We start from the raw sequence: 13,194 nt of genomic DNA, 5'->3' as shown, positions 1-13,194 counted from the left end.
ATGTGCCTCACCCAACCAGCCCCAGCTTCTCCTCCGGCGGTCCCGGGAAGGTCGAAAACCCCGTAATCACTCCACCGCCGAGCAGTTCGTCCACTGCCCGTGCGGCCTGGTCGATGGCCGAGTGCGCATAGGCATAGGCACCCGAGTCCGAGTTCGCGATGGCGATCCGCCCCCAGCCCTTCCGCGCCGCATCGATCGGCAGCGGTCCATCGGGCCAGTAGCCATCCCAGGGCCGCATGTATTCGAGCGCATAGCCATGGCTCCAGCGATTGCAGGTGATCGCCTCGATATCGCGCGCTGCATCGAAACTGGTCCCCGCCAGTGCCCGGCTCAGCATGTCGCGGATGTGCCGCTCCATGTCCTCGAACGTGATCGTGGTGAGGAGCTGCCTCCCCTGCTGCGCCTGCTCACGCGCCGAAACGCCCACCTCGCCCGTCACCACCACCTTGCTCAAATGCAGGATGATCGGATCATCAGGCGTGTCGGCGAACTTGTAGTCCCCGATCGATACCGGAAAATCCATCGACGCCCCGTCGAAGAACAGGCCCGGCGCATCAAAGCCGGATATCCCGGCCTCCTTGAACGCCCGCCAGTTGTTGAGCAGCACGTTGGTGTAGATCAGCGGCACCTTGATCTGGTCGTTCAGCGCCGCGACCTGCTCCGCCGAAATCTCGTCGGTCATGTAGGGAATGATCCGGTGCCAGCAGGCCAGCACCACCTGCTTGGCGCTCACGGTCCTGAGCTTCCCCTCCTCGACATAGGTGACCGTCACCGATTGCGCCGCCGCGGGATCGCCATCGTGGGCAACCTTCACCACGCTCGCATTGAGCCGCAGCCGCGTATCGTTGGCCGCATCGTCGAGTACGGTGTACTCGAGCTTGCCCGACACCAGCTCTTCCATGCTGGTGCCTGCCAACGCCCTCGGAATGAGCTTCCGCACGAGCGCCCGCGCGACGCCCGCATTGCCGTCGGGGAAATGGTAGATGTACGGGTCCGGGTCGGTCAGCGCGAGCCGGCCCGAGGGGCTCATGGTCTTGTACGGATGCTCGCCGAGGTCCATGCCGCCGAACCCCGGGTTCCAGTTGCCCCAGGCGTCGAGCGCGGTCGTCCCCTCGATGCCGATACCGAAATAACCCCCCGTCGATTCCTGGTAGTACGTGACGAGCTGCGGATCGTAGCCGCAGATCTTGGTGAGGAAATCGGCATAGGTCGTCTCGCTGAGGATCTTGAGCTTTTCCTCGCGCGTCTTGCCTTCGAGATAGTCGCGCGGCGCGTCGATCAGCTCGATCAGGTCGGCCTTGGCCTTGTCGTTGAGCGGCGTCTCCGGCACCCAGTCGGCCGCCGCTTCACCTTCGGCCACGAGCTTGTCCTCGCCGAACACTTCCTTGGCGAAGAACACCGCGCTCCCCAGCTCGCGCTCGTCCTCCCAGTCGCTGTTGTAGTAACCCTCGAACTTCTCGAGCTCGATCCCGACATCCTTGAGCACCGAGTGCACGGCATCGGAGAAATAGGTCGGCGTTTGCAGCGACTGGCTGCCGCCATAGCCGATTACCGTCCGCCCGCTCGCGGTCACGTATATGTTGCGACGCGCATGGCCACCGAAATCGTCGTTGTTCTCGAGGATCAGCACCTTGCCGGGCTTGTGCTTCTGGAACAGCTGCGCCGCCGCGAGGCCGGAAATGCCGCCACCGACCACCACGAGATCGTAGCTCTCGCCGGTTGCTTCCGGCGCACCGGCGCTCGACCAGAACGTGCCGTCGCGCAGCGAGTGGCCGACATTCATCGCGCCCTCGGAATGCCCGCGCAGGTTCTTGAGTTCGGGCGGATATTGCTCACTCAGCGCCGCTTGTGCCGGACCTATGCCGAACCCGGCCTGTGACGCTGCGGCGCCAACCACCGTCAGGGCCACGCCGTTGAGGAAATCGCGCCGGCTGATCGGCCGGTCCATTCCCAGTTCCCGATCGCGTTCAGACCAATCTGCCATAATGAAAACTCCCGCCACCCGAATGCCGGAGCATCGGAGCGGGCGGGAGCCGTTGTCAATCGTGCCCGGCGAAAGGCGTGATTGTGCCTACAGGTCGATATCAGTGCCCTCGTCGTCGAGCCCGTCACGGATCTCGCGCGCTGCCCGCTGCAGGATCTCGCTGACCCGCCGCTCCTGTTCCGGACCGCGCTTGATCGCCGCCTTGATCGCCTTTTTAAGCGCCTTGCGGGCCTCGTTCACTTCCGGCGCCACGTCGTCGATATCACGGTCGGGGCGCTCGTGCCGGCCGAAGTCTTCGCCTCGTCCGTGCCAGTGTTCGCCGCCGGGCGGGGGCGGAGGCGGCGGAGCTTCCGCGTCATTGAACCAGCCGTGGCGGCCAAACTGGCGCCCCATGCCGCGAAATCGCTCGCGGAATTGCTCCGCCTCCTCCGGCGTAAAGGGGAAGTCGCGGCTGCCCATGCGCTCGCGCAAATGCTCCATGCCCGAGCCGGCCTTGGCGAGGAAGTCGAGCGTCGACTGGATCGCCTCGCGGTTCTCGTCGAGATGCGTCCGGCCTTCCTCGGTGATGGTGTAGAGCTTCTTGTTGCCCTCGGCCGACGAGGTTACGTAGCCCGCTTCCTCGAGATAAGTCAGCGCCGGATAGACGATGCCGGGGCTCGGGGAATAGAACCCCTTCGACTGCTCCTCGACCGCCTTGATCAGGTCATAGCCGTGCCGCGGCTGCTGCTCGATCAGGTACAGCGCCACGAGGCGCAGGTCGCCCGAAGCCAGCATCCGCCCGATGCGGAAATTGCCCCCGAAGCCGCCCCACTCGCCCGGGTTGATGTTCATGTTGAAATCCCCGAACTTGCGGAACCCCCGCCGCGCCATCGCTTCCATGCGACGCCACTGACGCTCCCAGCGCGGATCGTGATCGTGGTGCATCTCTCACTCCAAGATATATCTTACGGTGAGGGGAAGATAAAACCGGCAACGAGCGAGTTCAAGATACACTCAAGATATATCTTATGACAGCGAGGCTGACGTTGTGGAGGGCGCTTCTCTCTCCGTTCTTCCTTCTCCCCTTGCGGAAAGCGATGACGGAGACGTCAGCGTATCGCCGCGATATATCTTTCCGCCGACGCCCGCATCCGCGCCTTCGCGTCGCTCGTCATCACCCGGTCCCACCAGGCCGAATACACCCGGTCATAGGCGAACGGCTCGACACACCCGACGATCCGCCGCACCTCCCGCTCCGGCAGCGGGATCAGGTTGGGATACGAGTACATGAAGCTGACCCAGCGCGTATCCGGCACCACCATGATCGTGTCGCCCGTCATCAGCACGCCCTTGCCGTCCTCGCCCGGCCAGTGCAGCGCGGTCGAGCCCTCAAAATGCCCGCCGCAGCGGATGAGCGTTACGCCCTGCGTGAGGTCCAGCGTCTCGCCATCCCAGTAGCTGACCCGCTCGGATGGCCGCATTACATACTGCCGGTTGCTGGCATGGATATGGATCGGCACCCCGCCCAGCGCCTCGGACCAATCGACCATCGAGGAATAGAAGTGCGGATGCGAGATCGCCATCGCCCGCACGCCACCCAACTCCTTGATCCGCGCCACGGCCTCGTCCGTCACCAGCGGCGTACAGTCCCACAGCACCCCACCCCCCGGCTGCCGGATCAGCAGCATCCGCTGGCCGATGGCAATCTGCGGCACCGCCCCGATCCCCACCAGCCCCGGCTCCTGCTCCCGAAACTCGATCGTGTGCTTGGCCTGCAGCTCCGCCAGCGTCGTCCAGCGCTGCCCCGCCGCGGTCACATACTGCCGCTCGTCATCACAGATGGCACAGCGCTCAGGCGGCAGCTCCGACGGCGCATGGCCCACGCCACAGGTGACGCAAATATAGGATTGCATCGAAAACTCTCCGGTCATGTGGTGCTGCCGGACACAGTCTTAACCGGAGCCCGCCTGAACGCAGAATGAAATAGTGCAATGGTCCCGGCATCACCGGGCTAATCATATCCGTCTAGGCCACCAGCCCCTTCCATTCCTCCAGCTCGTCCAGCGTCTCGCCCGCGCCCGCCAGCACGAACTGATAAATGTCCCAGCTGCCCACCATCACGCCGTAATAGCCCGGCCGCTCTCGCGCCTCGTGCTTGAGCCTCAGGATCAGGTCGCGGTCGCAGGCAGAGAGATCGGCGCGGAGGTTCGCGTCGCGGGCCTGGCGCACCGCGAAATCGAACGGCTCCCAGCCCCAGATGTCGCATTTCCACTCGTTGCCGGCGAAATCGCGGAACTCGATGCCCCAGTAGAGCCCGGCGCCGAGCGGATGCGGCTCGACATAGTCGTTGAGAAAGCTCGCCTTGTGCAGCTGGAGGCCAGCCCGGTCGAACTGGATGGCGAGATCGGCGGCGAGCCCCGCCCATTCGGCCCAGCGATCGGCCTCGCACGGCATGTGGATGTCGATATCGCGCCACACCATCAGGTCGTACCCGGCGCTGCCGGTCACCACCGCCTCGCCGAAGCGGGCGTTGAGCAGTTCGAGCAGGCCCGTATCGACCAGCACATTGCGGGCCTCGGCCCGCAATTCAGCAGCAATGTGCCGTCTCTCCTCCGCGTCCTGAAGAGCAGCGTCCATTCCGATTTCTCCCGTAGCGTCCGGGCGTCCCAACTGCCCGAACCACTCCCGACACCGGGAATCAAAAGCCCGGCTCTGAAGCCGGGCTGAATCTAATCGCACTCGTGCCGAAACTGTGGCGGATTATTCCGCCTTGGGCTCGGTCGCCGCAGCAGCCTCGGCGGCTGCAGCAGCGGCGGCCTCGGCGGCGTCCTTCTCGGCGAGCTCCTTGGCCAATGCCTCTGCGGCGGCGATCTTCTCGGCCTCGCGGGCGTTCTTGGCCTCGAGAGCGGCGGTGCGCTCGCCGGCTTCGATCTTCTTGGTGCGGGCGCCGACGTTCTCGAAGATACGGGCGGCCTTACCGCGACGGTCGCGCAGGTAGTAGAGCTTGGCGCGACGGACCTTACCGCGCTTGATCACTTCGACGCGGTCGATGTTTGGCGACAGCACCGGGAACACGCGCTCCACGCCTTCGCCGTACGAAATCTTGCGCACGGTGAAGCTTTCCATGATGCCGGCACCGGAGCGGGCGATCACGACGCCTTCATAGGCCTGCAGGCGCTCTTTGTCGCCTTCACGGATCTTGACCCACACCTTGACGGTGTCGCCATGGGTGAATTCGGGGTGGCTGGATTTGGCGAGCAGCTTGTCGTGCTGCTCCTGGTTCAGCTCAGCGATAATCTTGGACATTTCTGGTTCCGTTCTTCGATTTTTTCAAAGGAGCGTTTCGCCGGCTCTGCCGACCGCCCGGTCTTGTTTGCACGGATTATATGCGCTTATTGGCCCACAGCCTGAGGCATGGGCGTGCGCGCTATAAATGAAGAACGCCCGCGAGTCTAGGCTCTCTTCATCCTCCCCTGCGCAGCGGGGGAGGGGGACCAGCGAAGCTGGTGGAGGGGGCGACCCCACTCACGGGCGTCATTCGCGCGAAAGCGGGAACCTCCGTTTGCGATGCCTGCCCCAAAACGGAGATCCCCGCTTCCGCGGGGATGACCCTGTTCGTTTGGCGATGCCGAGGTTCGCCTCAGAGCCAACCGGCCAGCACGCCCACGCCACCCAGCGCAAACACGCCACCGGCGACCTGCGCAACCGCCTTGCCGTACTTGCCGACGAGCTTCGACATCCCCATCGCCGCGCCGATGCCCGAAAGGTGCAGCAACGCCGTCGCCAGCATGAAGCCGAGCGCATATTCAAAGCCCGCCGCGTTCGCCGGCATCTCGGCGCCATGCGCGTGGCCGTGGAAGATGGCAAACACGCCGACCAGCGTCGAGGCGGCCACCACCGGCATCGGCCGGCCCAGCGCCGCCACGCCGCCGATCACCACGCTCGAGAGCGCAATCCCGAGCTCGACGAACGGCACGTCGACCTGCGCTACACCAAGCCCGAAGCCCACCGCCATCATCGCAACGAAGCTCAGCGGCACCAGCCACAGCGCCCGCCCGCCCAGCACATAGGCGAACACGCCCACCGCCACCATGGCGAGCACGTGGTCAAGCCCGCCAACGGGGTGCATGAAGCCGTGCAGCAGGCCCGCGGTATCGCCATGCCCGCTATGAGCAAAGGCGGCCGTCGGCAAGAGGATCAACAGGAAGGCAAAGAGCGCGCGCATATCAAATCTCCAGATCCGGGACCCACCGTCCCGCGCGTTTTTCATGTTCGATGGTCCCGGTTTGGGTCACCACCGGACGGCCGGTCTCCTGGCTCCGGACCTCCCCCCTCGCCTTCCCGGTGCAAACCAGTGGCACGCTGAAGGGGGCATCGTCCGTTACAGTCGCGGGGGCGGCGTTGGCTCACCTTACGGCACCCAACTTCCCGTTTCACGCAATATTTTCATTTTCAAGTATTGCGCACCGTCGGCCTATCTCTGGCACCTCACGCGCCCGCTGGCAATCGCCCGCAACGCATTTGCCGCATGACGCGAAGGTCCCTCTTGCGCTAGAGAGCGCCTGAACGAGGACGAAGCCGGTGCACGACGCACGGAACATGGGGATCGAACTGCTGCGCGCCTGCCTCGTGCTGGCGCTGGTGTTCCTCAGTTTCGCCCATGCGCCGGTTTCCGCCACTGCCGGCCCGCACGACGTGCTCACCGCCACTGTGGATATGAGCTGGTGCGGCGACAGCCCCGGTTCGAACGACAAGGCCCACTCCCCCTGCCACGCCTGCCGCCTCGGCGCCGCGGCCGACCTGCCCGCGCCCTGCGATGCCCCGCTGCCGCTCCGCATCGTCGCCGGCGTGCATTATGGCGCCCTGCCGGTCCTCAGCCTCCCCGCCACTCCGGCCGGCCAGTACTTCGCCCGAGGTCCACCCATCGCCTGATCGCCATCGAACCCAAGTTCCATTCGAAGGATCAGACAGATGAAATCCGCACTCCATGCAGCCGCTCTCGGCCTCGCTTTCCTCGCCACCCCGGCCTTCGCCCACATGGGCATGAAGCACGATGGCTGCCCCACCGGCCAGGTCTTCACCGCCGGCGACATCACCATCTCGGGCGCCTTCAGCCGCGCCACCCTTCCGAGCGCCAAGATCGGCGGCGGCTATCTAGTCATCGAGAACAAGGGCAGCAGCCCTGATCGCCTCCTCGGAGGCTCGACCGAAAACGCCAAGGCTGTCCAGGTCCATCAGATGAAGATGGAGGGCGACATGATGAAGATGGGCGAAATCGCAGGTGGCCTCGAAATTCCGGCCGGCAGCACCGTCACCCTCGCGCCCGGCGGCGATGCTTATCACCTGATGTTCATGGACATCATTCAGCCGCTCAAGTCCGGCGAGTGCATGGACGTGACGCTTGAGTTCGAGAAGGCCGGTGCTATCCCCGTCCAACTGAACATCGGCGAGATCGCCGCCGACGCCCCGCCCGAGCACATGCACCACGACATGATGATGGCTCCGGCACAGTAAGGGGGACGGGGCCTTACGGCCCCTTCAGCAGATCCGGCCGGCGCGCCCTGGTAAGAGCCTCGCTCTCGGCGCGCCGCCACTTCTCCACCTTGCCGTGATCGCCCGAAGTCAGTACGGCCGGGATCTCCCGCCCCTCGAACACCTGCGGCCGGGTGTATTGCGGATATTCGAGCAGCCCGTTCTCAAAACTCTCGTCGGCATGGCTCTCGGCCGCCCCCAGCACGCCCGGGATCAGCCGCACCACCGCCTCGAGCAGCACCATGGCCGCGACTTCGCCGCCGGCGAGCACATAGTCGCCGATCGAGATTTCCTCGAGCTGGCGCGCCTCGATCACCCGCTGGTCGATCCCCTCGAACCGTCCGCAGACGATCACCGCCCCCGGCCCCGCCGCGAGTTCGCGCACCCGTGCCTGCGTCAGCGGTTTCCCGCGTGGCGACATCAGGATCCGCGGCCGCGGATCGCCCTCCTGCGCCACCGCGTCGATGGCCTTCGCCAATATGTCGGGCTTCAGTACCATCCCGGCGCCACCGCCCGATGGCGTATCGTCCACCGTCCGGTGCCGGTCGGCGGCGAAATCGCGCAGCTGGGTAGCTGAAAGGCTCCACAGCCCATCCGCCATCCCCCGCCCGATCACTGAGGCACCGAGCGGGCCGGGGAACAGTTCGGGGAACAGCGTGATGACCGAAGCCGAGAAGCTCAATCCGGTTCTTCTTCTTCGCCCGGTTCGGTCTCGACCGGCGGCTCGATGACGAGATAGCCGTCCGCCACCTTCACCTCCGGCACCACGGCCTTGGTGAACGGGTAGAGATAGGTGTCGCCCGAACGCTCGTCGCGCACCTCGAGCAGGTCGCCGGCCCCGAAATTGGGGACCGCGCTGACTGTGCCGAGCGCCGTGCCGTCGGCGAGCTGGGCCCTGAGGCCCAACAGGTCGGCATGGTAGAAATCGTCTTCGTCGTCCGGATCGGGCAGCAGCGCGCGGTCGATGAAGAGCTCGACCCCGTTCAGCTTTTCCGCCGCCGTCCGGTCGTTCACGCCCTCGATGCGCGCCACCAGCACATTGGTGGTGGTGCGCGCCGCGAGGATGCGGATCGTAAGGCCCGGCTTGCTCGTCGCCAGCGGGCCATAGGAAACGAGCGCCAGCGGGTCCTCGGTGAAGGATTGCACCCGCACCTCGCCCTTGATCCCGTGGGCCGCACCGATGCGGCCCACCAGCAGCAGGTTTGCGCTATCGCTCGTTGCCACGGCTTACTCGGAAGCAGCGGCTTCGGCAGCAGCTTCTTCGGCGGCCGGAGCCGGAGCAGCGGCGGCAGCAGCCGCATCGGCCTCGGCCTTCGCCTTGGCTTCGGCGCGCTCGGTCGCCTTCTTGCCCGGCACGGCCTTTTCCGGGTTGTTGCGTGCTTCGCGCTTCAACAGGCCCGCGGCGTCGAAGAAACGCGCCACGCGGTCGGTCGGCTGGGCGCCAACGCTCAGCCAGTGCTGGACGCGCTCGGTCACGAGGGTGACGCGCTTGTCCTTGTCGGCGAGCTTGGGATCGTAGTTGCCGATCTTTTCGATGAAGCGGCCGTCGCGGGGCGAACGGGCATCGGCGACGACGACGTGGTAGTAGGGGCGCTTCTTGGTGCCGGCGCGGGCAAGGCGGAGTTTCAGCGACATAGGTTCAGTCCTTCGATTTCAGTTCTAGGTTCAGGGTTATTTCTTCTTCGGCACGAAGCCGCCACCGAGGCCCGGAAGGCCAGGGAAGCGCGGCGCGCCGCCAAGCCCGGGAAGTCCCGAGCCGGATTTGAGGAGCTGGCCGACATCGGTCGGCAGCTTGTTGGGTGCGAGCTGCTTGGGCGCTTCCGCCTGCTGCGGGATCGACGCCGGGTCGATGCCCATGCGGCGGGCGAGCTGCTCGAGTTCCTTGGGGTCCATCGAGCTGGGGTCCGGCATGTTGCCGAGGCCGGGCATCATGCCGCCGACCTTGCCGCCGAACATGCCCGAGAGCGCGCCCATGCCGCCCTTCGAGACCTTCTTCATCATGTCCGCCATCTGGCGGTGCTGCTTCATCAGCTTGTTGACGTCCTCGACCTTGGTACCCGAGCCATTGGCGATGCGGATGCGCCGCTTGGCATTGAGCAGGTCGGGATTACCGCGCTCCTTGGGGGTCATCGAGTTGATGATGGCGATCTGGCGGTCGAAGACCTTCTCGTCGATGTTGGCGCCGTTGAGCGCCTTCTTCATCTGACCCATGCCCGGCATCATGTTCATGAGCGAACCCATGCCGCCCATCTTCTTCATCTGCAGCAGCTGGTTCTTCAGGTCGTCGAGGTCGAAGGTGCCCTTCTTGAGCTTCTTCGCCATCTTGGCCGCATCTTCGGCCGTGACGTTCTGCGCCGCCTTCTCGACTAGCGAGACGATATCGCCCATGCCGAGGATGCGATCGGCGATGCGCGAGGGATGGAAGTCCTCGAGCGCATCCATCTTTTCGCCGGTACCGATCAACTTGATCGGCTTGCCGGTCGCGGCCCGCATCGAGAGCGCCGCACCGCCACGGCCATCGCCGTCGACGCGCGTCAGGACGATACCGGTGATATCGACGCGTTCGTCGAACGAGCGGGCGAGGTTCACCGCGTCCTGGCCGGTCAGCGCATCGGCGACGAGCAGGATTTCGTGCGGATCGGTCGCGGCCTTCACCGCCGCCGTCTCTTCCATCAGCTCTTCGTCGATATGCGTGCGGCCGGCGGTATCGAGAATGACGACGTCATAGCCGCCGAGCCGGGCCTCGCGCTGGGCGCGCCTGGCGATATCGACCGGCTTCTCATTGGCGATGATCGACAGCGTATCGACGCCGATCTGCTCGCCGAGCACCCGCAGCTGCTCCTTGGCGGCCGGGCGGCGGTCGTCGAGCGAGGCGAGAAGAACTTTCTTCCCCTGCCGCTCCTTCATGCGCTTGGCAATCTTGCCGGCATGCGTGGTCTTGCCCGCACCCTGCAGGCCGACCATCAGCATGGTCATCGGCGGCGTGGTGTTGAAGTCGATCGGCACCTGGGTCTCGCCCAGCACCTTGACCAGCTCGTCATGGACGATCTTGACGACCTGCTGGCCCGGCGTGATCGAACGGGTAACCTCGGCGCCGACGGCGCGCTCGCGCACCTGCTCGACGAAGGCCTTCACGACTTCAAGCGAAACGTCGGCCTCGAGCAGCGCCCGGCGCACTTCGCGCAGCGCTTCGTCGACGTCCTTGTCCCCGAGCGCACCGCGCCCGCGGAGTCCATCGAAGATTTTACCAAGCCGGTCGCTTAGGCTCTCAAACATCCGTCGTCCTCATGTCCCGTTTGCACGGGATGTAGGGTCCATCAGGCCAAACGCCAAACACACCCGAGGGCGCATCGCGCTGTCGGGTGTGAGCCTCCGGGATCTCTTTATACCTTTGCGGGTCCCGGTCGGCCTTCAGGCGTTCAACCTGAGGAATTGGCGGCGTCGATAGAGGAGGAATGGGGCGGAGTCAAGGAAACCGGACCAATCGCTTCGTCCGGCCCGCGCCCCCAAAGCCGCGTTTACCGTCCGAGTTATCCATTCGACCAGCACCAGCTTTACTTGCGGTGGAGCCTAACTCTATTTGCTGACGTTCGTTTCAGGAAACATTATCATGAATAAGATACGCGCATTGCTGCTCGGCACGCTGGCCTTGGCCCTATCAGCCTCGGCCCCACTTGCCGCCGGAAACAAGCCCTACATTATCGACTACGCGGAAACGAAGTCGCTCTTCGTCAACAAGACCATGGTGACCTACGATCGGGCGCACGGCACCCAGGTCGAGTACATCGCCGCCAATGGCAAGACCTACCTGCTCTATCCGGGCAACAAGGTCGTGGTGCGCGGCAACTGGAAGCTCTCAAAGACCAAGACACCGAAGGTCTTCGAACTCTGCTTCAAATACGGGGCGAACACCTACAACCCGGCGACCGGAAACTCCGGTGGTGGCTGGGAATGTCAGGCCGCAGGTTTCTATCTCGTCGATGTGGTCGACACCGGCGAAGGTGATGTCCTGGGCCTCGCCGCCGGCAAGGAGCCGCCCTTCGAGTTGTCGCGGCGCAAGGCCTCGCTCCAGCAGCTCCTCCGTCTCGCAGCCCGCAGCCGATAGGCTGGCCTGCTTGCCCAGGTCATCCCCGGGACTGCCCCGGGGATGCATCGCGCCGTACGCCCTGCACCGCCACCATCCCCTCGCCTAGCAGCGTATCCACCTCGAACCCCACACCCGCGAGGCCCGCCGCTGCCGTGAGCGCGAACCGCTCGGCCGTCCGTATTCCCGGCGCCTCCAGCACCAGCACAATCCGGCCGCCCAGCTTCACTGTCTTGCGAAACGCCGACGCCCAACCCCGATCCTCGTGCCGCGTGAAGTCGACATTCACCGCGAAGGCCGCATCGAACGTGCCGAGATCCAGCGTCTCGAATTCGCTCTCGAACGCCGTCAGCCGCCCAAGCCCGGCGTTCCGCTTGATGCAGGCCTCGACCATCTTGCCCGAGCGGTCGACGGCGACGACATCGGCGCCCGCCGCCAGCACCAGGCCGGTGGCGATCCCATGCCCGCAGCCGATCTCAAGCACGCTTTCGCCCCGCTGCGGCGCCAACAGCTCCACCGCCCAGCGATGCCTCTTGGCCACGTCCCCCACCGACGACTCCCCCCTTACGCAATACCGGAGCCGAGCTACGTGACCGAACGTGGCCACACCATGGCCCGTTGCCCGCTTTCCCCAGCAGCGCTATACCGGCGCCGGGTCTGCAGTTCACCCAGGCGTCGCCGCCCCGGAAGGGGAGCTAAACCTGCCGATATCGTCGAGATCGCACTCGTTCCTCGTGCCACTCGCAAGCCGGCGACCGCGAAGTCCTATCTGGATCGGCACCATCCGAGGATGAGTTATGCCCAGAACTGCCATTCCGCTTGAGGTCGCCGACCTTTCGCCTTTCGCCAAAACCCTGCGCCAGAGCCTCAGCCAGCACGATGGGCTCCCGACCCATGTCGAGCTGCTGAACCTTCTCGCCAGGGCCGCCGGCTTCCAGAACTACCAGCACCTACGCGCCGATGCCGAGACCGCCGACCGGCTGAAAATCGCGGCCGAGCCCGGCCCCCACGCCAGGCTCGAACAGGTCGAGAAAGCCCTGCGCTATTTCGATGCCGAGGGCGCGCTGACCAGCTGGCCGTCGCGCCTCAACCTCCAGACCCTCTGCCAATGGGTGTTCTGGTCGCGCATCCCGCGCGGCGCTGTATTCACCGAGCGCCAGATCAGCGAACATATCAGGGACTGGCACGTCTTCGGCGACCACGCCCTGATCCGCCGCGCCATGGTTGATGCCAAAATGCTCGAACGCACGGTCGATGGACGCGAGTACCGCCGCATCGAGCGAGCGCCGCCGGCAGAGCTTGGACCATTGCTGGAACAACTGGCGGCCAAGGCGAAGGCGTAGCGAGTGTCTCACGTGAATCATTACACTGGAGCACTTGGCCACCCCCACCCTTGATCCCTCCCCCCGAGGGGGAGGGAGAAGGGCACCGCTACGTCGGCTCAATCTTCTCCCTCCCCTCGATGGGGAGGGCAGCGGAGCTTGGTCCTCGCCCTGCGAGGTCCTAGCGAAGCTGGGTGGGGTGGGGCAACACGCTCTGCCGGCAACCTCAATCTCCCCCGCCACTGGCAATTTCGCGTCACTTCCGCCATATACAGCCTCGCAACCCAAAGGCG

Annotated in this window: 15 protein-coding genes and 1 riboswitch; of the genes, 4 read left to right on the top strand and 11 right to left on the bottom strand. The window is 65.2% G+C overall.

What is annotated here, in order from left to right; genetic code table 11:
• Positions 1 to 7 precede the first annotated feature (7 nt).
• The 6 genes from ACOYW5_RS15545 to ACOYW5_RS15520 all read right to left on the bottom strand — a co-directional run bounded on the left by ACOYW5_RS15545 (position 8) and on the right by ACOYW5_RS15520 (position 6,188).
• On the bottom strand, positions 8 to 1,984 hold the full coding sequence (locus ACOYW5_RS15545; protein ID WP_423065800.1) for an NAD(P)-binding protein: 1,977 nt from the start codon (positions 1,982 to 1,984) through the stop codon (positions 8 to 10).
• A gap of 87 nt (positions 1,985 to 2,071) precedes the next feature.
• Positions 2,072 to 2,908 (bottom strand): PadR family transcriptional regulator, encoded by an 837-nt coding sequence (locus ACOYW5_RS15540; protein WP_423065799.1) that lies wholly within the window; start codon positions 2,906 to 2,908, stop codon positions 2,072 to 2,074.
• 164 nt (positions 2,909 to 3,072) lie between these two features.
• Positions 3,073 to 3,876 carry an MBL fold metallo-hydrolase gene (locus tag ACOYW5_RS15535; protein WP_423065798.1) on the bottom strand — a complete coding sequence of 268 codons (804 nt, stop codon included), beginning with the start codon at positions 3,874 to 3,876 and terminating at the stop codon, positions 3,073 to 3,075.
• Positions 3,877 to 3,988: 112 nt separating this feature from the next.
• Positions 3,989 to 4,600: a hypothetical protein gene (locus ACOYW5_RS15530; protein WP_423065797.1), complete on the bottom strand. Its 612-nt coding sequence runs from the start codon at positions 4,598 to 4,600 to the stop codon at positions 3,989 to 3,991.
• A 123-nt stretch (positions 4,601 to 4,723) separates the two neighbouring features.
• Positions 4,724 to 5,269, bottom strand: a complete 546-nt coding sequence (gene rplS / locus ACOYW5_RS15525; protein ID WP_423065796.1) for a 50S ribosomal protein L19 — start codon at positions 5,267 to 5,269, stop codon at positions 4,724 to 4,726.
• A 334-nt stretch (positions 5,270 to 5,603) separates the two neighbouring features.
• The gene (locus ACOYW5_RS15520; protein ID WP_423065795.1) at positions 5,604 to 6,188 is read right to left on the bottom strand and encodes a HupE/UreJ family protein; all 585 of its coding nucleotides are present in this window, start codon (positions 6,186 to 6,188) and stop codon (positions 5,604 to 5,606) included.
• A gap of 61 nt (positions 6,189 to 6,249) precedes the next feature.
• Positions 6,250 to 6,449, bottom strand: a riboswitch (cobalamin riboswitch).
• Between the two features lie 95 nt (positions 6,450 to 6,544).
• Here ACOYW5_RS15520 and ACOYW5_RS15515 point away from each other — a divergent pair.
• The gene (locus ACOYW5_RS15515; protein WP_423065794.1) at positions 6,545 to 6,895 is read left to right on the top strand and encodes a hypothetical protein; all 351 of its coding nucleotides are present in this window, start codon (positions 6,545 to 6,547) and stop codon (positions 6,893 to 6,895) included.
• 39 nt (positions 6,896 to 6,934) lie between these two features.
• On the top strand, positions 6,935 to 7,477 hold the full coding sequence (locus ACOYW5_RS15510; RefSeq protein ID WP_423065793.1) for a copper chaperone PCu(A)C: 543 nt from the start codon (positions 6,935 to 6,937) through the stop codon (positions 7,475 to 7,477).
• Between the two features lie 13 nt (positions 7,478 to 7,490).
• On the opposite strand, the gene trmD is transcribed toward ACOYW5_RS15510, so the two are convergent.
• The 4 genes from trmD to ffh are packed head-to-tail and all read right to left on the bottom strand — an operon-like array spanning position 7,491 to position 10,771.
• A complete protein-coding gene (gene trmD / locus ACOYW5_RS15505) occupies positions 7,491 to 8,177 on the bottom strand; it encodes a tRNA (guanosine(37)-N1)-methyltransferase TrmD (protein WP_423065792.1) in 687 nt (228 codons plus the stop codon).
• Complete coding sequence (gene rimM, locus ACOYW5_RS15500; RefSeq protein WP_423065791.1) at positions 8,174 to 8,719, bottom strand: ribosome maturation factor RimM; 546 nt, start codon at positions 8,717 to 8,719, stop codon at positions 8,174 to 8,176. The genes trmD and rimM overlap by 4 nt, the downstream gene beginning before the upstream one ends.
• Positions 8,720 to 8,722: 3 nt before the next feature.
• Entirely contained in the window at positions 8,723 to 9,130 is a 408-nt protein-coding gene (gene rpsP / locus ACOYW5_RS15495; RefSeq protein WP_423065790.1) for a 30S ribosomal protein S16, read from the bottom strand.
• Between the two features lie 36 nt (positions 9,131 to 9,166).
• On the bottom strand, positions 9,167 to 10,771 hold the full coding sequence (ffh, locus tag ACOYW5_RS15490; RefSeq protein ID WP_423065789.1) for a signal recognition particle protein: 1,605 nt from the start codon (positions 10,769 to 10,771) through the stop codon (positions 9,167 to 9,169).
• Between the two features lie 334 nt (positions 10,772 to 11,105).
• On the opposite strand from ffh, the gene ACOYW5_RS15485 reads away from it, so the two are divergent.
• Positions 11,106 to 11,600 (top strand): hypothetical protein, encoded by a 495-nt coding sequence (locus ACOYW5_RS15485; RefSeq protein ID WP_423065788.1) that lies wholly within the window; start codon positions 11,106 to 11,108, stop codon positions 11,598 to 11,600.
• 19 nt (positions 11,601 to 11,619) lie between these two features.
• Here ACOYW5_RS15485 and ACOYW5_RS15480 read toward each other — a convergent pair whose 3' ends face one another.
• Positions 11,620 to 12,120 (bottom strand): class I SAM-dependent methyltransferase, encoded by a 501-nt coding sequence (locus tag ACOYW5_RS15480; protein WP_423065787.1) that lies wholly within the window; start codon positions 12,118 to 12,120, stop codon positions 11,620 to 11,622.
• 256 nt (positions 12,121 to 12,376) lie between these two features.
• Here ACOYW5_RS15480 and ACOYW5_RS15475 point away from each other — a divergent pair, with 256 nt between their 5' ends.
• The gene (locus ACOYW5_RS15475) at positions 12,377 to 12,922 is read left to right on the top strand and encodes a DUF2087 domain-containing protein (RefSeq protein WP_423065786.1); all 546 of its coding nucleotides are present in this window, start codon (positions 12,377 to 12,379) and stop codon (positions 12,920 to 12,922) included.
• Positions 12,923 to 13,194 lie beyond the last annotated feature (272 nt).

Source organism: Devosia sp. CN2-171, assembly GCF_049354815.1.
Classification (GTDB): domain Bacteria; phylum Pseudomonadota; class Alphaproteobacteria; order Rhizobiales; family Devosiaceae; genus Devosia_A.
Note: the sequence above shows the minus strand (reverse complement) of the source record. Positions and strands in the feature narration are given on the sequence as shown.